The 18,508-nt window shown below is 51.9% G+C and carries 20 protein-coding genes; 13 read left to right on the forward strand and 7 right to left on the reverse strand.

The features are described 5' to 3' along the window. Positions 1–68 precede the first annotated feature (68 nt). The 6 genes from SFA31_RS04670 to SFA31_RS04695 form a co-directional block, all read right to left on the reverse strand. Positions 69–287: a YheU family protein gene (locus SFA31_RS04670; protein ID WP_322836934.1), complete on the reverse strand. Its 219-nt coding sequence runs from the start codon at positions 285–287 to the stop codon at positions 69–71. Next, positions 284–1,306 carry a hydrolase gene (locus SFA31_RS04675; RefSeq protein WP_322839292.1) on the reverse strand — a complete coding sequence of 341 codons (1,023 nt, stop codon included), beginning with the start codon at positions 1,304–1,306 and terminating at the stop codon, positions 284–286. Before SFA31_RS04675 ends, SFA31_RS04670 begins: the two co-directional genes overlap by 4 nt. 607 nt (positions 1,307–1,913) lie before the next feature. After that, complete coding sequence (locus SFA31_RS04680) at positions 1,914–2,141, reverse strand: hypothetical protein (RefSeq protein ID WP_322836935.1); 228 nt, start codon at positions 2,139–2,141, stop codon at positions 1,914–1,916. A gap of 382 nt (positions 2,142–2,523) precedes the next feature. Next, complete coding sequence (locus SFA31_RS04685; protein WP_322836936.1) at positions 2,524–3,516, reverse strand: 5-bromo-4-chloroindolyl phosphate hydrolysis family protein; 993 nt, start codon at positions 3,514–3,516, stop codon at positions 2,524–2,526. Between the two features lie 50 nt (positions 3,517–3,566). Continuing rightward, the gene (locus SFA31_RS04690; protein WP_416208319.1) at positions 3,567–3,866 is read right to left on the reverse strand and encodes a 5-bromo-4-chloroindolyl phosphate hydrolysis family protein; all 300 of its coding nucleotides are present in this window, start codon (positions 3,864–3,866) and stop codon (positions 3,567–3,569) included. Positions 3,867–4,422: 556 nt separating this feature from the next. Further along, a complete protein-coding gene (locus SFA31_RS04695) occupies positions 4,423–6,342 on the reverse strand; it encodes an ABC transporter ATP-binding protein (RefSeq protein WP_322836937.1) in 1,920 nt (639 codons plus the stop codon). Positions 6,343–6,478: 136 nt separating this feature from the next. Here SFA31_RS04695 and kefG point away from each other — a divergent pair, with 136 nt between their 5' ends. From kefG to slyD, 4 genes are all read left to right on the forward strand, one after another. Continuing rightward, positions 6,479–7,042: a glutathione-regulated potassium-efflux system ancillary protein KefG gene (gene kefG, locus SFA31_RS04700; RefSeq protein WP_322839294.1), complete on the forward strand. Its 564-nt coding sequence runs from the start codon at positions 6,479–6,481 to the stop codon at positions 7,040–7,042. Further along, on the forward strand, positions 7,029–8,837 hold the full coding sequence (gene kefB, locus SFA31_RS04705; RefSeq protein ID WP_322836938.1) for a glutathione-regulated potassium-efflux system protein KefB: 1,809 nt from the start codon (positions 7,029–7,031) through the stop codon (positions 8,835–8,837). Before kefG ends, kefB begins: the two co-directional genes overlap by 14 nt. Before the next feature lie 12 nt (positions 8,838–8,849). Beyond that, positions 8,850–9,050: a YheV family putative zinc ribbon protein gene (locus SFA31_RS04710; RefSeq protein ID WP_322836939.1), complete on the forward strand. Its 201-nt coding sequence runs from the start codon at positions 8,850–8,852 to the stop codon at positions 9,048–9,050. A gap of 228 nt (positions 9,051–9,278) precedes the next feature. Further along, positions 9,279–9,857: a peptidylprolyl isomerase gene (gene slyD / locus SFA31_RS04715; RefSeq protein ID WP_322836940.1), complete on the forward strand. Its 579-nt coding sequence runs from the start codon at positions 9,279–9,281 to the stop codon at positions 9,855–9,857. Between the two features lie 206 nt (positions 9,858–10,063). On the opposite strand, the gene SFA31_RS04720 is transcribed toward slyD, so the two are convergent. After that, the gene (locus SFA31_RS04720) at positions 10,064–10,282 is read right to left on the reverse strand and encodes a SlyX family protein (protein WP_322836941.1); all 219 of its coding nucleotides are present in this window, start codon (positions 10,280–10,282) and stop codon (positions 10,064–10,066) included. Positions 10,283–10,513: 231 nt separating this feature from the next. On the opposite strand from SFA31_RS04720, the gene fkpA reads away from it, so the two are divergent. From fkpA to tuf, 9 genes are all read left to right on the forward strand, one after another. Continuing rightward, the gene (gene fkpA, locus SFA31_RS04725; RefSeq protein ID WP_322836942.1) at positions 10,514–11,344 is read left to right on the forward strand and encodes an FKBP-type peptidyl-prolyl cis-trans isomerase; all 831 of its coding nucleotides are present in this window, start codon (positions 10,514–10,516) and stop codon (positions 11,342–11,344) included. Positions 11,345–11,748: 404 nt separating this feature from the next. Further along, on the forward strand, positions 11,749–12,462 hold the full coding sequence (locus SFA31_RS04730; protein ID WP_322836943.1) for a transcriptional regulator: 714 nt from the start codon (positions 11,749–11,751) through the stop codon (positions 12,460–12,462). 11 nt (positions 12,463–12,473) lie between these two features. Continuing rightward, positions 12,474–12,848, forward strand: a complete 375-nt coding sequence (tusD, locus tag SFA31_RS04735) for a sulfurtransferase complex subunit TusD (protein WP_322839295.1) — start codon at positions 12,474–12,476, stop codon at positions 12,846–12,848. After that, complete coding sequence (gene tusC, locus SFA31_RS04740) at positions 12,848–13,207, forward strand: sulfurtransferase complex subunit TusC (RefSeq protein ID WP_322836944.1); 360 nt, start codon at positions 12,848–12,850, stop codon at positions 13,205–13,207. Before tusD ends, tusC begins: the two co-directional genes overlap by 1 nt. A 7-nt stretch (positions 13,208–13,214) precedes the next feature. After that, the gene (gene tusB / locus SFA31_RS04745; protein WP_322836945.1) at positions 13,215–13,502 is read left to right on the forward strand and encodes a sulfurtransferase complex subunit TusB; all 288 of its coding nucleotides are present in this window, start codon (positions 13,215–13,217) and stop codon (positions 13,500–13,502) included. Positions 13,503–13,627: 125 nt separating this feature from the next. Then, the gene (rpsL, locus tag SFA31_RS04750) at positions 13,628–14,002 is read left to right on the forward strand and encodes a 30S ribosomal protein S12 (protein ID WP_322836946.1); all 375 of its coding nucleotides are present in this window, start codon (positions 13,628–13,630) and stop codon (positions 14,000–14,002) included. Between the two features lie 96 nt (positions 14,003–14,098). Continuing rightward, entirely contained in the window at positions 14,099–14,569 is a 471-nt protein-coding gene (rpsG, locus tag SFA31_RS04755) for a 30S ribosomal protein S7 (protein ID WP_003861706.1), read from the forward strand. A 96-nt stretch (positions 14,570–14,665) separates the two neighbouring features. Next, entirely contained in the window at positions 14,666–16,774 is a 2,109-nt protein-coding gene (gene fusA, locus SFA31_RS04760) for an elongation factor G (RefSeq protein ID WP_322836947.1), read from the forward strand. Positions 16,775–16,847: 73 nt separating this feature from the next. Next, positions 16,848–18,032 (forward strand): elongation factor Tu, encoded by a 1,185-nt coding sequence (tuf, locus tag SFA31_RS04765; RefSeq protein WP_322836948.1) that lies wholly within the window; start codon positions 16,848–16,850, stop codon positions 18,030–18,032. Positions 18,033–18,508 lie beyond the last annotated feature (476 nt).

Below are 18,508 nucleotides of genomic sequence, written 5' to 3' on the forward strand. Positions count from 1 at the left end.
CGCTGCGTTTACGGGCAGTATAGACGCCAGGCGCGCGGCGTTAAGATAAGTTTTTCTGAGACATGATGTTACCCACGAAATTGCGTACGCGGCATGATATTGACTGTTTCATGTAATTCAGACCAAACAATGAGCGCCTCGCCGCACTGGAGCTGGCGCTTAACGTCTGCGGTTTTTTGCTCCAGCGTGAGCTCCTGTTCGCCATAATCCGTTCCTTCGCGCAGAACAAAAGCCTCAATCAGACTGTCCAGCATTTCCGGCGCGATATCTTGCCAGGGAATTATCATACTTCGTGTTCCAAATAGCGCGCTAGCCAGGCGGGGATACGCTCTTCCAGCCACATCTGCGGCCTGCGCAGTGTACCGCTGACAAAGCCGACGTGGCCGCCGTGCTCGGTAAGTTGATATTCAATATTAGCAGGCAATTGTGTGATATCGGGAATGACCTGGTTATCCATGAAAGGATCGTCCTTCGCATGGATGATGAGCGTAGGTGCGGTGATTTTTGGCAGCATTGGCAGTGCGCTGCACTGGCGATAGTAATCCAGCGCATCCTGGAAACCGTGGATTTTCGCGGTAATGAGATCGTCAAATTCACGGATGCGACGGATGCGGCGCAGTTGGGGAAGTTCCACCGGCAGAGAGCCCGGCCAGGTCTGAAGTTTCCGGCGCGCGTTGCCTTTTAATAAATTTAGCAAATAGCGTTGATAGAACCGGGAAAACCCTTTTTCCATATGGTGGCAGCACGGCTCCAGCATGAGCGGTGCGGAAACGATCGCACTGGCTTTCAGGCGGCACGCCTCGCCCTGGCGCGCCAGCAGGCAGGCCAGCATATTACCACCAAGCGAAAAGCCTACGGCAGCGGTAGGCGCTTCGCCGTAGCGCATTGAGAGCCAGTGCAGGAAATAGGAGGCATCTTCCGTTTCGCCTGAATGATAGATGCGCTGTTTACGGTTTGGCACGCCGCTACAGCCGCGGAAATGCATCACTACGCCCAGCCAGCCGCGCTGCGCGGCGGCATGAATGAGCCCGTGCGCGTAAGGGCTATGCAGGCTGCCTTCAAGACCGTGAAATACCACCAGGCGCGGCTTGTGGGTGGCCTGAGCCGGATCTTCGCTCCACGCCAGGTCAACAAAGTCTCCGTCCGGCATATCGAGACGCTGCCAGTGCGGTTTAAACGCCAGTTTGCGCCGTATCAGGCGCGGCAGCATAGTTTGAAGATGGGGATTGCCTGCGCCTGACATCGGAGTAAACGTTTGGGTGTGAAACTGCGGCATTGTCAGTTCCACCGGTGTGATATCTGCCATAGTGATTGAGTTATTCAATAAAAACGCGCCCTACTATACCTTGTGATGCGCATTATGTTTATGCCTTTACTGTGTTTACCGCATGCTGTGACGCCTGAGCCACTATTTTAATGGCTGCAGGAGCAAGCATTTGCATTACGGTATTCGCCTATTGCGTGAGGTGAGAGCCACGTTGCGAAGCGTCATCCTGGCCCCCTTTGCGGCGCATTTTCTGAGTCTCAGTGTCTTGCCCTGCCAATAATGTTTCACGCCGATGGTAAATAGGATGAAAATTTTGCTGCTTCTTGTAAACGGTCACTCGACGCGAGCGGGGCAATGCCACTGCCGCTAATTCCGGGAGCTTATCCCGACATTTTGTCTCAGATTATGCCCGGCACCGCCAACAGCGGCGGGTTTAACGATCGCGCGGTCCTTTTCCTGCCGGACTAGGTGCGAGGTATTTTTCAATTCTGGCCCTGCGCGTTATGGCCCGCTTTGACGTGGAGCAATACAGCGGCCAGGCACGCTGGCGACCCGATGCCAGCCGTAAAATCCCTGGCGCAGGGCGGGCGTTGGAATTGGTGCATTCGCTTATCGGTGATGACTTAATCATCCGTTGCTTTATAGACTACGCTTTCCCCGCGGCAGTGGCGATTTCAATGTGGTTATCGATAATGTGAGTTTGGGCGTTAATCTGAACGGCATGGGTAAAGTGACGTTGACGCGCTGTCTGGGGGTTAGCGGTTTGCCGCACCAACGGATGCAGTTCATCATTAAGCAGTGCTTCCTTAAAAAACAGTACAGCGCAATCCGTTTTGAAGCCGTGCATCATGACGATATTATGACTCTGAAACATATAGCGCGGTACGCTCCTCTTTATACCTTTTTCCAGAGGATGGCCGCATCGCCCCGCACGCAGGCCAATAGAAGCCTGTTTCCAGGCCCATGGGTTTCTCAGACAGCACCTAATAATCTCGCTCATGCTGTTACCCACGGCGTGGAGGAGTGGCCTGTAAACTTATCGGCAAAACCAGGGTTTGCGGGTAGAGGCGGAAAACCGTTTTAAAGCATTAAAGGCTAATTCCCCAATGCGTTTACAGGCGCGGGCTGGCAGCAAGGTAAACGTATCCGGTAGCGCTGCCGGGTATTATTGCGTCTGCGCGCAGAGCGGGCGGCGGATAATAAAACGAGAAGGTAGCAAACGCTGCGGGGCACACCGGGCGCCCCGCCGCGTGGCGCTAAAGAAACCCATCGGATTTGAGTAATTTTTCCAGCGTGCTGATTTCACTACTGAATTCAGTTTCATCGTTTTCCAGTAACTGCGCGTGTTTCTGGCGGAATGCAGAGCGCAGCGCCTGAAGAATCGCGAGGCTGTTTTCCTGATGCTGCTGCCCTGCATAGCGTTCCTCAAGCTGGTGCGAAAGACGCTGGCTTTTAATTACAATATCTTCTAACGCAGGCAGATAACGGCGCAGAAATTGGGTGGCAGGCTCCTCATCGCGAGGGTCGGTTTGCATACACTGCTGTATGAGCCTGGCATAGCGGAGAATGATAGCGACTTCGCGCGCTATGGATTCCGGGCGCAGATTTAAGGCTTCCAGACGCAGGATTTCAGCCTCGAACGGGGCGATTTGATCGGGCGCCGGTGGCGTTGGTAATGAGGCCGCCGTTTGGCGCTGCGGTTGCGGCGCCGTGGCGCGAAACCCCGGCGAATTTTGCAGGCCTGCCTCTACATTTTTACGATAAATAATATAACCGATGAGTATGCCCATGAAGAGAAACAGGTAGCCCACGCTATCGGAGAAGGAGTAGGCGCTCAGGTAATAAATGATCGCGATAATCCACAATAGGGCATACAGGATAAACATTTTGCTCAGCGAGCGTCGGCGATTAAATACATGGGCCAGCATGGCACCCGCGCCGGCCCAAAAAGGCAGCGCCAGCGTATCGCCAAACGGGAGCCACAGCAGGCCGGTTATGCATCCTGCTAAAAATGCGGCTCTGTCTTCCAGCAGCGTGCGGGCCAGCGTTATGCCTGCTATCCAGCAATATATCAACACCACGCCATCCAGTAAGTCATCTACCACCGCCAGCACGGTTAAGTGGTCCGCCAGCGGCAGGAACTTTTGTTGGAAGGCATCGGCTAATACCAGCATAACGAAAACGATGGCACCGCGTAGCCATCTGTTTTCGCTAAGTTTCTTCTGTTGTGGTAGGGCGCTATTGTTCATTTTTCCTATCCTTGATGGCGCTCTGTGCCGGCGCGTTGAATCAAGCATTATTAACTTTCAGCGGCATTGCGCCAGAGGAATCCATCGGTCTTGAGCAATTTTTCCAGTGTGCTGACTTCGGTATTGAATTCGGTTTCATCGTTTTCCAGTCGTTGCGCATGTTTTTGGCGAAAAGCCGAGTGCAGAGCCTGCAAAATACGCAGGCTTTGTTTTTGAACCTTCTGATCGGTGCCGTGTTTTGCAAGCTGTTGAGATAACGACTGCGCTTTAGAGATAATTTCCTCAACCGCTGGCAGGTAGCGCTGTAAAAATCGGGTGGCCGGCTCCACGTCGCGCGGATCGGTTTGCATACACTGCCGGATAAGCCGGGCGTATTTAATAATCCCGGTCAGCTCGCGCTGTACATCGGGGAGAAGCCCTTTCTTTTTTCAAGCTGCAGCATATTTCATCAAACGGCAGCGGCGCTGCTTCATTTTCGGACTTGCGTTTAGCCGCACGGTTTGTGACCCGAGCCGTGGGTTCTGCAGGCTGCGTGCGCTTAATTTTGCTCAATCAGCCGCTGAACTTCATTCTGCTCTTTTTGAGTAAGCGCGGGCATTGGTAATCTGTCGATTGCCTGCGCCGGAACCGGCGCCTCATCGCGGAAACATCCGTCATTCTTTTTTCTTCGTTTATAGTCGTCGGGCTACGCGAGTATTAGACCGCCGGTGAAGGCGGCTATAGCAATACTGTACTGCCCTGTATGCGCTAATGGCGGTATGAACGCCGCTATTCTGCCAGTAAATGTGAGGAGAAAGGATGAATATGGTATTAACCGAACAGAAACGGTATCGGGGGAAGACAGCAGCGGGTGATAATCCCGCTACCGGTTTGTTTATTTAAGCTTTTGAAAAATGCTCAGCGCTACTATTCGCCGCCTTCAAAGGCCTGAATGAGTTGTTCCAGCTCTTCCTGAGCGCTTAACCACGCGAGTTCAGTTTCTTCCAGGGCGCTTTTTGCCTGGCTTTGCTGCTGTAAACAGGCATTCAGATCCGCTTTACGCGCGGCGTCATAAAGTGCGGTATCGCTAAGCTGCGTTTCCGCATCCGTCAGCCTGGCATTCAGCGCATCCATTTCTATTTCCAGCTTGGCTATCTGTTTACGCAGCGGCTGAGTTTGCGAACGGAATTCTGCTTCGCGGCGTTTTTGGTCTTTACGCGCCTGAGCGCTATTTGTGCTCTCTTTAGGCGCCGCGTCATTTGACTGAACGCTCTGTTTTTGCCGATCGCTGAGCCACTGTTGATAATCGTCCAGGCTGCCATCGAAGGCGGCGACCTGCCCATCATCCACCAGATACAGGTCATCTGTCGTCGAGCGCAGCAGGTGCCTGTCGTGCGAAACCACCACCAGCGCGCCTTCAAATTCAATTAATGCTTCGGTGAGCGCCTGGCGCATATCCAGATCCAGGTGGTTGGTCGGTTCGTCGAGCAGCAGCAGGTTAGGGCGCTGCCAGACAATGAGCGCCAGTACCAGGCGCGCTTTCTCACCGCCGGAAAAGCGGCCGGTAGGGGAGGTGACTTTATCGCCGCGAAAATCGAAGCCGCCCAAATAATCGCGCAGCGTCTGTTCTGATTCTTTAGGCGCCAGCCGGGATAAATGCTGTAGCGGGGATTCATCCGCGCGCAGGTACTCCAGTTGATGCTGAGCGAAATACCCAAGGCGGATACCTTTTGCCAGCGTCGCTTCGCCGCTAAACGGCGCTAACTCTCCCGCGAGCAGTTTTATCAGCGTAGATTTACCCGCGCCGTTACGGCCCAGCAGGCCGATGCGTGAACCGGGCACCAGATTCAGTTTTATGGAATCCAGCACAATGCGATCGCCGTAGCCTGCGCTGACTTTTTCCATACGCAGCAGTGGGTTTGGTAAGCTTTCGGGTGCCCGAAAGTGAAAATGGAAAGGATTATCGACGTGGGCAGGCGCAATTAACTCCATGCGCTCCAGCATTTTTACGCGGCTTTGCGCCTGTTTTGCCTTCGAGGCTTTGGCTTTAAAACGGTCGATATAACTTTGCAGGTGTGCGATACGTTCCTGCTGGCTTGCGTAAAGCGATTGCTGCTGTGCCAGGCGCGTGGCGCGCTGACGTTCAAAATCGCTGTAGTTGCCGGTGTATTCGAACAGCGCCTGCTGCTCGATGTGGATAATTTTGTTTACTACCGGATCGAGAAAATCCCGGTCATGGGAAATCAAAATCAGCGTACCGGAATAGCTTTTGAGCCACTTTTCCAGCCAAATAACGGCATCCAGATCGAGGTGGTTAGTGGGTTCATCAAGGAGCAGAAGATCGGAGCGACAGACCAGCGCCTGGGCCAGATTGAGGCGCATACGCCAGCCGCCGGAAAAACTGCTGACCGGCTGTTCCAGACTCTCATTGCTGAAACCAAGCCCGTGGAGCAGACTGGCGGCGCGGGCGCGGATAGTCCATGCGTCGATGGCGTCCAGCTTGCCGTGAACGCTGGCGATAGCGTTGCCGTCATCGCGCGCATTAGCATCAGCCAGCGCATTTTCAAGCTGGCGAAATTCCCGATCCCCGTCAATAACATATTCTATAGCCGGCATTGCCAGCGCTGGGGTTTCCTGGTTTACCCACGCCATACGCCAGGTGCCGGGCCAGTTAACATTGCCGCCGTCGCTCGTGAGTTCGCCTTTTAATAGCGCCAGTAGCGTGGATTTCCCGCAGCCGTTTTTCCCCACCAGCCCGACTTTTTGGCCGGGGTTAATGGAGGCGGTGGCGTTGTCCAGCAGTACATTAGTGCCACGGCGAATTTGTAATGAAGAAAAGACAATCATAAGGCGCCATATGTTCAGAATATGTTAAATTGTGATGACGTTCAGGTAACGTTGCCTCAGCGTACTGCCAGGAAGCCTGAACCGGGGTGCATGGTAGCCCAATTTACACTCTATGACGACGCCCTGGAGGGGAATGATGCCGCAGCCGCCCAAAGTTTTGCTGCTGTTTGCCCATCCGGAATCGCAAGACTCGGTGGCGAACCGGGTTCTGCTGCAACCGGCCCGGCAGCTACAAAATGTAACAGTGCATGATTTATATGCGCACTATCCCGATTTTTTTATCGATATCAATCATGAGCAGGCGCTGCTGAGGGAGCATGAAGTTATTGTTTTCCAGCATCCGCTTTTTACCTATAGCTGCCCGGCATTGTTAAAAGAGTGGCTGGACAGAGTGCTAAGCCGTGAATTTGCCAGCGGAGCTGGCGGAATGGCGCTAGCGGGGAAATACTGGCGCAGTGTGATAACCACAGGTGAGCCGGAAGGGGCTTATCGCCACGACGGATTAAACCGTTATCCCATGACGGAGCTATTGCGCCCTTTTGAGTTAACGGCGGCGATGTGCAATATGCACTGGCTGTCACCGATGATTATTTACTGGGCGCGCAGGCAAAAGCCTCAGGCGCTGGCGCATTATGCCAGCGCCTACGGCGACTGGCTATCATCACCGCTGTCATTAGGAGGCGCAGATGGAAGGCTATGATTTTTTGCTGGCGGGGGTGCTGTTCCTGATTGCTGCCGTTGTGGCGGTGCCGATAGCCGCGCGTCTCGGCATCGGAGCTGTTTTAGGCTATTTACTGGCGGGCATTTCCATTGGCCCATGGGGACTCGGTTTTATTAGCGACGTTGATGAGATTCTCCATTTTTCGGAGATGGGCGTTGTATTTTTGATGTTTATTATTGGTCTCGAACTTAATCCTGCCAAGCTTTGGCAATTACGTCGTTCGATTTTCGGCGTTGGAACCGGCCAGGTGCTGGTAAGTGCGCTGATTCTGGCAATTTTATTGATGCAAACGGATTTTAGCTGGCAGGCCGCGCTGGTAGGCGGAATCGGGATGGCGATGTCCTCAACCGCAATGGCTCTCCAGCTTATGCGCGATAAAGGCATGAACCGCAATGAGGCCGGGCAGCTGGGATTCTCGGTGCTTCTATTTCAGGATTTAGCCGTGATCCCGGCGCTGGCGCTGGTGCCGCTGCTCGCTGGCAATGGTGACGAGCACTTCGACTGGATTAAAGTGGGATTTAAAGTGCTGGCATTCGCTATCATGCTGCTCGGCGGTCGTTACCTGCTACGCCCATTATTTCGCTTTATTGCTGCCTCCGGCGTGCGGGAAATTTTTACCGCCGCCGCTCTGCTGCTGGTTTTGGGTTCTGCACTGTTGATGGATGCATTAGGGCTTTCGATGGCGCTGGGAACATTTATGGCGGGCGTGCTGCTGGCTGAAAGTGAGTATCGTCATGAGCTTGAGATTGCCATTGAACCTTTTAAAGGGCTGCTTCTGGGGCTGTTTTTTATTTCGGTGGGTATGGCATTAAACCTTGGCATTCTGTATTCCCATATAGCCTGGGTTATCGCAAGCGTTATGGTGCTGGTGGCAGTAAAAACGCTGGTTCTGTATACCCTGGCGCGTTTGCACGGCGTTCCTCGCTCTGAGCGGCTACAGTTTGCCGCCGTATTAAGCCAGGGCGGTGAATTTGCCTTTGTGCTGTTCTCAACCGCGTCGTCTCAAAAACTGTTTCATAACGATCAAATGGCGCTTTTGCTGGTTACCGTGACGCTATCGATGATGACAACGCCGCTACTGATGAAGGCGGTGGATACGCTATTAATAAGGCGCACGCAACAGACCGGCGAGGCGCAGCAGGAAGCGCCCTGGGTTGAGGATGATAGTCCGCAGGTTATCATCGTGGGATTCGGGCGCTTTGGGCAGGTGATTGGGCGCCTGCTGATGGCAAATAAAAAGCGAATTACGGTGCTGGAACGGGATATCAGTGCCGTTAATCTAATGCGCCAGTATGGTTATAAAGTGTATTACGGCGATGCCGCCGAGCTGGAGCTGCTGCGCTCCGCTGGCGCGGAAACGGCGCAATCCATCATTATTACCTGTAATGAGCCGGAAGATACTATGAAAATAGTCCGGCTATGCCAGCAGCATTTTCCCCGTTTACATATTCTGGCGCGCGCGCGCGGCCGCGTAGAGGCGCATGAATTATTGCAGGCCGGCGTGCAACAATTCAGCCGTGAGACGTTTTCCAGCGCGCTGGAGCTGGGACGCAAAGCGCTAATGTCCCTGGGGATGCATCCCCATCAGGCATATCGAGCGCAGCAGCATTTTCGGCGGCTGGATATGCGAATGCTGCGGGAGTTGATGCCAACTTATACTGATAGTGAACAAGTGTCGCGCGTCCGTGAGGCGAGACGCGAGCTGGAAGAAATTTTCGAGCGGGAAATGCAGCTGGAAAGAAGCCAGCCTAACGGCTGGGATGAATTTGAATAAAGGCGGGTTGTTATGGCAGAGCGTAAACGATTCATTGCCGGAGCGGTTTGCCCCGAATGCCAGAGCGAGGATGCGCTGGCGATGTGGCAGGAAAACGGCGTCGATATTGTGGTATGCGTGAAGTGCGGTTATCACATGCGTGAAGCGGATAAAGTGTCAAACGAACATATTCGCAGTCGCGAGCAGTTGATTGGCCTCTTTTCACCTGAGTAAGCGAAGCGATGCGGTTTTGCGCTACGTTGTATTTTTGCTTCTACCGGGGCAGCGTGACAATGATGTGATGTGCTAAAATGCCCGTTCGGCCCCGCGGGATGTGAAACTTTTCCATCCACGATATCGTCATGCGTGGGGCGTGGCTTCGGCGCTTATGCGTCGAAGGGACACCGGCGTTGAATTCCGCTACAATCGACGCCAGTCTTTTTACCTCGCGCAGGAGATATCATGAAAGTAGCAAAAGACCTGGTGGTTAGCCTGGCCTATCAGGTACGTACAGAAGACGGTGTATTGGTTGATGAGTCTCCGGTGAGTGCGCCGCTTGACTATCTGCATGGTCACGGCTCGCTGATTTCAGGCCTGGAAAAGGCGCTGGAAGGTCACGAGGTGGGCGATAAGTTTGATGTCAACGTAGCTTCAAACGACGCTTATGGTCAGTATGATGAGAACCTGGTGCAACGCGTTCCCAAAGATGTGTTTATGGGCGTTGATGAACTTCAGGTTGGGATGCGTTTCCTGGCTGAAACCGATCAGGGACCTGTTCCGGTAGAAATTACCGAAGTGGGCGATGAGCACGTTGTGGTTGATGGTAACCATATGCTGGCTGGCCAGAACCTGAACTTCCACGTTGAAGTTATCGCGATTCGTGAAGCGACGGCGGAAGAGCTGGAGCATGGTCATGTTCACGGCGCTGACGATCATCATCACGATCACGGTGAAGGCTGCTGTGGTGGTCATGGTCACGGCCACGATCATGAACACGGTAAAGGCGGCTGCGGCGGTAATGGCGGTTGCGGCTGCCACTGATTCGCGTTTTATAACGTTAAGGCGGGCTAAGGCCCGCCTTTGTTTTTTCATTACCTGCCGCAGGTGTTTCGTCGGCCCCGCATTTAAAATGCCACGGGTTAAACAGCGACTTTAACTGTAAGCAAAGGCACGTTAGTTTTAAAGATATCAGGCTCGCCAATGCTGTGTTTATCGTTTCCCGTCCGTCGGTAATCTACCGCCAGGCATTAATAATGCGGCGGTGGCGTTTCTTCCGAGGGGTGCGCAAGCAGCGAGTGCTGACTCGCCTTAATTTTCTCGACCAGCAGGCGTAAATGTTCGCGTAATTTCGCCATTTCCAGTTCGTGAGCGGTGACCGTATGATTGAGCTCTTCGATGGTTAACTCCTGAAATGCCAGTCGGCTTTCCAGCTCAGCCAGACGTTCTTCAGTCGATTTCTGTTGCATATTTTCTCCCGGGCGGCAGGGCGCGGCTGTTTGCATTTATCTGATTCTACTGAAACAAGGCGCAGAGCACAGCCCATTATTCTTTCAAGAATGAATTTTCTGGCGCAATCATAGTCCTAATTTGACGTAATACGTTGGCTGAAGATTGTGAAGCCTTCCCGGCTGACGTTATAGTACGAAGTCTGCTATATAAAAATCAGGGGCGTGAGGCCCCGGTCCTGGAGATAATGGATGAAATCACTGTTTAAATTTACGCTGCTTGCAACTACCATGGCTGTCGCTTTTCAGGCCCCGCTGGCTTCTGCCGCCGAGGCTGCTAAACCAGCAACTACCGAAGCCTCTGCGTCATCTTTTAAGAATGACGATCAGAAAGCGGCCTACGCGCTGGGGGCATCTCTAGGCCGTTACATGGATAATTCCCTGAAAGAGCAGGAAAAGTTAGGTATCAAGCTGGATAAAAGCCACCTGATTGCCGGCGTCCAGGATGCATTTGCGGATAAAAGCAAACTGTCTGATACAGAAATAGAGCAGACGCTACAGGGGTTTGAAGCGCGCGTGAAACAGGCGGCGCAGGCCCAGATGGAAAAAGACGCCAAAGAAAATGCAGAAGCAGGGCAGAAATATCGCGACGCTTTTGCTAAAGAACAGGACGTGAAAAAAACCTCTACCGGTTTGCTGTATAAAGTAGAGAAAGAAGGTACTGGCGCAGTGCCGCAGGATAGCGATACGGTTGTTGTGAATTACAAAGGTACGCTGACTGACGGAAAAGAATTTGATAACTCTTATTCGCGCGGTGAACCGCTTTCTTTCCGCCTTGATGGCGTAATTCCCGGTTGGACCGAAGGCCTCAAGCATGTGAAGAAAGGCGGGAAAATCAAGCTGGTCATCCCACCGGAGCTGGCTTACGGCAAAACGGGTGTACCTGGGATCCCGGCTAATTCAACGCTGGTTTTCGATGTGGAACTTCTGGATATAAAATCTGCACCGAAAGCGGGCGAAGAAAAGCCGGCAGCGGTAAAACCGGCGGCTCAAGCCGACGAGAAAAAAGCGGAAACTAAATAGCAAGTTCGCGATTAATAAAAAAACGCCGTCCATCAGGGCGGCTTTTTTTTATACATTTAGCATCACTCTTTGCACGCCTGTTATAGCGTTGAACGTGAGTTTAATACGGTGGGAGCGTTATCGATAAATGATAACTGTCTTTCCCCTGTGCAATGATAAGTCAGTTATCTGCCAGGGCGTAAAGCAGAGTTTTCAGCGATTCGGGAGACGTAAAAGTAGCGGAGTGAATTCGCTAAAAATACTATTTCAGCGATAACGTTGAAGGAATCTCAATAAGTTATCGCTAGACTGCTCTAATAATAAAACTGGAAAGCGCGGCGTCGGGTGTATTACCTTATGGGTTTATGTCATTGCCAGCCAGACATGTTGTTCGGCTGGCGTGTGTAAAGGAGTGGTATTTTTTCATGTCCAGGTCGCTCTTAACGAACGAAACCAGCGAACTTGATTTGCTGGACCAGCGCCCCTTTGAACAGACCGACTTCGATATCTTGAAATCTTATGAAGCCGTAGTAGATGGTCTTGCAATGCTGATAGGACCATACTGCGAGATAGTGCTGCACTCTTTGCAGGATTTAAAGTGTTCGGCTATTCGTATCGCGAATGGCGAACACACGGGGCGTAAAATCGGTTCCCCTATTACGGATTTGGCGCTGCGTATGTTACATGATATGACCGGTGCGGATAGCAGCGTTTCAAAATGTTATTTCACGCGTGCCAAGAGCGGCGTATTAATGAAATCGCTGACGATTGCCATTCGTAATCGTGAACAGCGCGTCATTGGCTTGCTGTGTATTAATATGAATCTTGATGTGCCTTTTTCCCAAATAATGGGCACTTTTATTCCGCCAGAAACCCAGGATGAGGCCGCGCCGTCGGTGAATTTTGCTTCTTCAGTGGAAGATTTGGTGACTCAAACGCTTGAATTTACTATTGAAGAAGTGAATGCCGATCGGGCCGTCTCGAATAATGCGAAAAACCGCCAGATTGTCCTGAATCTGTATGAAAAAGGCATCTTCGATATCAAAGATGCGATTAATCAGGTTGCTGACAGATTGAATATTTCCAAACACACGGTTTATTTATATATCCGCCAGTTTAAAAGCGGTGAGCTGGCGTGACCGGAACAAAACTGCGCTTTGCGTTGATGGTAACCGGGCCTGCGTATGGCACGCAGCAGGCAAGTTCAGCGCTACTGTTCGCGCAGGCGCTCCTGGCGGAAGGGCATCTGCTAGAAAGCGTCTTTTTTTATCGCGAAGGCGTATACAACGCTAACCGGCTAACGGCACCGGCGAGCGATGAGGTTGATATTGTGCGCGCGTGGCAACAATTACATCAAGAACGCGGCGTAGCGTTGCATCTTTGTGTTTCCGCTGGCCTGAGGCGCGGGTTATGCGACGCAGACCCAGAGGGAAATATCGGTAATATTCAAACCGGGTTCACGCTGAGCGGATTAGGTGCGCTCGCCGAAGCAGCGTTAACTTGCGATCGCGTGGTGCAGTTCTGATGAAGCGAATTGCCATCGTGTTTACGCATGCGCCGCACGGCAGCGCCGGTGGCCGTGAAGGGCTGGATGCGCTACTGGCCATCTCTGCGCTGACAGACAGCGTTGCGGCTTTTTTTATTGGTGACGGTATCTTTCAACTTTTACCCGAGCAACGGCCAGAAAAAATTTTGGCGCGAGACTACATTTCAACATTTGGCATACTCCCTCTCTATGATATTGACCAGCTTTGGGTATGTGCCGCCTCGCTGCAAGAGCGGGGGATTGCAATGCAACAGCCGCTGGTACTTGATGCAACGCTACTCGAACCGGCTGCATTAAGAGCCCGGCTTGAAGATTATGATGTCATTTTGACGTTTTGAGGACGCAATGCTATTCACGCTGATGCACTCTCCATTTCAGTGCGATTTAACCGCGCTGATACGCACCGTAACGCCCGGTGACGATATTCTATTATTACAGGACGGAGTTATTGCCGGTATTGCCGATACTGCCGCGCTAGCGCTGCTGCTGGCACTGCCGGTCTCGGTGAGCGCGCTGCGTGATGATATTGAAGCGCGTGGGCTTAGCGGGCAAATTTCGAGCAGAATAGCGCAGATAGATTATACTGATTTCGTTAATCTTACGGTAAAGCAGCGCAATCAGGTGGCCTGGTAGGTCGCCGGATGCTGTATATTTCTTGACACCCTTTCAGCCCGGCCCTAAAATTTCGCGTCCTCATATTATATGAGGCCGTTTTATTACGTGTTTACGAAGCAAAAGCAAAAACCAGGAGCTATTTAATGGCAACAGTTAACCAGCTGGTACGCAAACCGCGCGCGCGCAAAGTTGCAAAGAGCAACGTGCCGGCGCTGGAAGCATGCCCGCAAAAACGTGGCGTATGTACTCGTGTATATACCACCACTCCGAAAAAACCGAACTCCGCACTGCGTAAAGTTTGCCGTGTGCGTCTGACTAACGGTTATGAAGTGACTTCCTACATTGGCGGTGAAGGCCATAACCTGCAGGAACACTCCGTTATTTTGATCCGTGGCGGTCGTGTTAAAGACCTTCCGGGTGTTCGTTATCATACCGTTCGCGGCGCGCTTGACTGCTCTGGTGTTAAAGACCGTAAGCAGGCTCGCTCCAAGTATGGCGTGAAGCGTCCTAAGGCTTAATGGTTCTCCGTTAAGTAAGGCCAAACATTTTAACTTTAATGTCAAACTAAACTCGTAGAGTTTTGGACAATCCTGAATTAACAACGGAGTATTTCCATGCCACGTCGTCGCGTCATTGGTCAGCGTAAAATTCTGCCGGATCCGAAGTTCGGATCAGAACTGCTGGCTAAGTTTGTAAATATCCTGATGGTAGATGGTAAAAAATCTACCGCTGAAGCAATTGTATACAGTGCGCTTGAGACCCTGGCTCAGCGCTCTGGTAAAAATGAACTGGAAGCTTTCGAAGTCGCGCTCGATAACGTGCGCCCGACCGTCGAAGTTAAGTCTCGCCGCGTAGGTGGTTCGACTTATCAGGTTCCGGTTGAAGTTCGTCCGGTTCGTCGTAATGCTCTGGCAATGCGTTGGATCGTTGAAGCTGCTCGTAAACGCGGTGATAAATCCATGGCTCTGCGCCTGGCGAACGAACTTTCTGATGCTGCAGAAAACAAAGGTACTGCAGTTAAGAAACGTGAAGACGTTCACCGTATGGCAGAAGCCAACAAGGCGTTCGCTCACTACCGTTGGTAATTCCTTCGGCAGTAGTAGCTACCAGGCGAGCGTAATAAATAAAGCGTTCGCTCTGGTTCTTAATTAGAACGCCTAAAGAAATAAACGAGGAATCAAATGGCTCGTACAACCCCTATCGCACGCTATCGTAATATCGGTATCAGTGCGCACATCGACGCCGGTAAAACGACGACTACCGAACGTATTTTGTTCTACACCGGTGTAAACCATAAGATCGGTGAAGTTCACGACGGCGCCGCAACCATGGACTGGATGGAGCAGGAGCAGGAACGCGGTATTACCATTACTTCTGCTGCGACCACCACGTTCTGGCAGGGCATGGCCAAGCAGTATGAACCGCATCGCATTAATATCATCGACACCCCAGGGCACGTTGACTTCACCATTGAAGTAGAACGTTCTATGCGTGTGCTGGATGGCGCGGTCATGGTTTACTGTGCCGTTGGCGGTGTTCAGCCGCAGTCTGAAACCGTATGGCGTCAGGCGAATAAATATCATGTTCCGCGCATCGCGTTCGTTAACAAAATGGACCGTATGGGTGCGAACTTCCTGAAAGTTGTTGGCCAGATCAAGAGCCGCCTTGGCGCGAACCCGGTTCCGCTGCAGTTGGCAATTGGCGCCGAAGATGCATTTACCGGTGTTGTTGACTTGGTAAAAATGAAGGCTATCAACTGGAATGACGCTGATAACGGTGTGACCTTCACGTATGAAGATATCCCGGCAGATATGCAGGATCTGGCTGAAGAATGGCACCAGAATCTGATCGAGTCTGCGGCGGAAGCTTCTGAAGAGCTGATGGAGAAATACCTCGGCGGTGAAGAACTGACTGAAGAAGAGATTAAAAAGGCTCTGCGTCAGCGCGTTCTGAACAACGAAATCATTCTGGTAACCTGTGGTTCTGCATTTAAGAACAAAGGCGTACAGGCGATGCTGGATGCGGTTATCGATTATCTGCCGTCTCCGACAGATGTACCTTCTATTAAAGGTATTCTGGATGATGGTAAAGATACCCCGGCAGAGCGTCGTTCTGACGATAGCGAGCCATTTGCTGCACTAGCGTTTAAAATCGCTACCGACCCGTTTGTGGGTAACCTGACGTTCTTCCGCGTGTATTCTGGCGTGGTTAACTCCGGGGATACTGTGCTGAACTCCGTTAAATCCGCTCGTGAGCGTTTTGGCCGTATCGTTCAGATGCACGCTAACAAACGTGAAGAGATTAAAGAAGTTCGCGCAGGCGATATCGCAGCAGCTATCGGCCTGAAAGACGTAACTACGGGTGATACGCTGTGCGATCAAAGTGCGCCTATCATTCTGGAACGTATGGAATTCCCTGAGCCGGTAATTTCTATCGCCGTCGAACCTAAAACCAAAGCTGACCAGGAAAAAATGGGTCTGGCTCTGGGCCGTTTGGCGAAAGAGGATCCCTCGTTCCGCGTATGGACTGATGAAGAATCTAACCAGACCATTATCGCCGGTATGGGTGAGCTGCACCTTGATATCATCGTTGACCGTATGAAGCGTGAATTCAACGTTGAAGCGAACGTCGGTAAACCTCAGGTTGCTTATCGTGAAACTATCCGCGATACCATTAAAGATGTCGAAGGTAAGCACGCTAAACAGTCTGGTGGTCGCGGTCAGTACGGTCATGTCGTTATTGACATGTATCCGCTGGAGCCGGGCGGCGTGGGCTACGAGTTTGTCAACGAAATCAAAGGCGGTGTAATCCCAGGTGAATACATCCCTGCCGTTGATAAAGGTATTCAGGAGCAGCTGAAATCAGGCCCGCTCGCTGGTTACCCGGTAGTTGATCTCGGTGTGCGTTTGCACTTCGGTTCTTACCATGACGTTGACTCCTCTGAACTGGCGTTTAAACTGGCTGCTTCTCTTGCCTTTAAAGATGGGTTTAAGAAAGCAAAACCTGTTCTGCTTGAGCCTATCATGAAGGTTGAAGTTGAAACGCCGGAAGAGAACATGGGTGATGTTATTGGTGACCTGAACCGTCGTCGCGGCATCATCGAAGGTATGGATGATACTGCAACGGGTAAAACCGTACGTGCGCAGGTTCCTCTGTCCGAAATGTTTGGTTACGCGACCGATCTGCGTTCCCAGACCCAGGGCCGTGCTTCTTACTCCATGGAGTTCCTGAAGTACGCAGAAGCGCCGAACAACGTCGCTCAAGCCGTTATTGAAGCTCGTGGCAAATAAGGCTACGGTATAATAGTGATCAGTGCCCCCGCGTGTAGTGGGGGCATAACAGTTACAGTTAAGGAATATCGCCATGGCGAAAGAACAATTTCAGCGTAATAAACCGCACGTAAACGTAGGTACTATCGGCCACGTTGACCACGGTAAAACCACTCTGACCGCAGCAATCACCACCGTACTGGCTAAAACCTACGGCGGCGCGGCTCGCGCATTCGATCAGATCGATAACGCACCGGAAGAAAAAGCGCGCGGTATCACCATCAACACGTCACACGTTGAGTATGAAACCCCGACCCGTCACTACGCGCACGTTGACTGCCCAGGGCACGCCGACTACGTGAAAAACATGATCACCGGTGCTGCTCAGATGGATGGCGCGATTCTGGTTGTTGCAGCGACTGATGGCCCGATGCCTCAGACGCGTGAGCACATCCTGCTGGGTCGTCAGGTAGGCGTTCCGTACATCATCGTGTTCCTGAACAAATGTGACATGGTTGATGACGAAGAGCTGCTGGAACTGGTTGAGATGGAAGTTCGCGACCTGCTGACTCAGTATGATTTCCCGGGCGATGATACGCCGATCGTACGCGGCTCTGCGCTGAAAGCGCTGGAAGGCGACGCGCAGTGGGAAGAGAAAATCATCGAGCTGGCAGGCCACCTGGATAACTATATCCCGGAGCCGGAGCGTGCTATCGACATGCCGTTCCTGCTGCCAATCGAAGACGTATTCTCCATCTCAGGCCGTGGTACCGTTGTTACCGGTCGTGTAGAGCGCGGGATCATCAAAGTGGGTGATGAAGTAGAAATCGTTGGTATCAAAGATACGGCGAAATCAACCTGTACCGGCGTTGAAATGTTCCGCAAACTGCTGGACCAGGGTCAGGCAGGTGAGAACGTTGGCGTACTGCTGCGCGGTATCAAACGTGAAGAAATCGAACGTGGTCAGGTACTGGCGAAGCCGGGTTCAATCAAGCCGCACACCAAATTCGAATCAGAAGTGTATATTCTGTCTAAAGACGAAGGCGGCCGTCATACTCCGTTCTTCAAAGGGTACCGTCCGCAGTTCTACTTCCGTACAACGGACGTAACGGGCACCATCGAACTGCCGGAAGGCGTAGAGATGGTAATGCCGGGCGACAACATCAAAATGGTTGTGACCCTGATCCACCCGATCGCGATGGACGACGGTCTGCGTTTCGCAATTCGCGAAGGCGGCCGTACCGTTGGCGCGGGCGTGGTTGCTAAAGTTCTTAGCTAATTATTGCTAAAACTTTCGTAATCTTAAAGGGCGCTGCGGCGCCCTTTCTTATTGCTGGTTTAAGCTCTCATCTGGTTGGTGTAACCATTACAAACAGTGACTCACTTTAATGATTTCCAACCTTGATTGAGAAGGCTATTTATCCCTCGGAGGGTAACTTCATTAAGCGGTAGATTTTAGTTCTCAACATACTTCCACTCCTTTTCTTGACCTTATTTTTACCCTCTTTATTGAGCCCGCCAGAAAAAATGCTGCGTATACCCCACCTCAAAAGCACACATGCTTAGGGCAATAAGGCATCCTCGGCCTATGCCTCAGTGCCGTAAATATTCCCCTATAAACAATTAAGACAGAGCTTTAAGGTTAGGTGAGTAGTGCAAATTCTACTCTCAATAAAAGATTGCTGAGTGCTAGGTTCAAGTACTCAGCCAGAGTGTCACACAGTAATAAAAACCTAAATACTTATCTAAAGATAT

This window comes from Erwinia sp. HR93 (genome assembly GCF_034555055.1).
Lineage (GTDB): Bacteria > Pseudomonadota > Gammaproteobacteria > Enterobacterales > Enterobacteriaceae > Apirhabdus > Apirhabdus apintestini.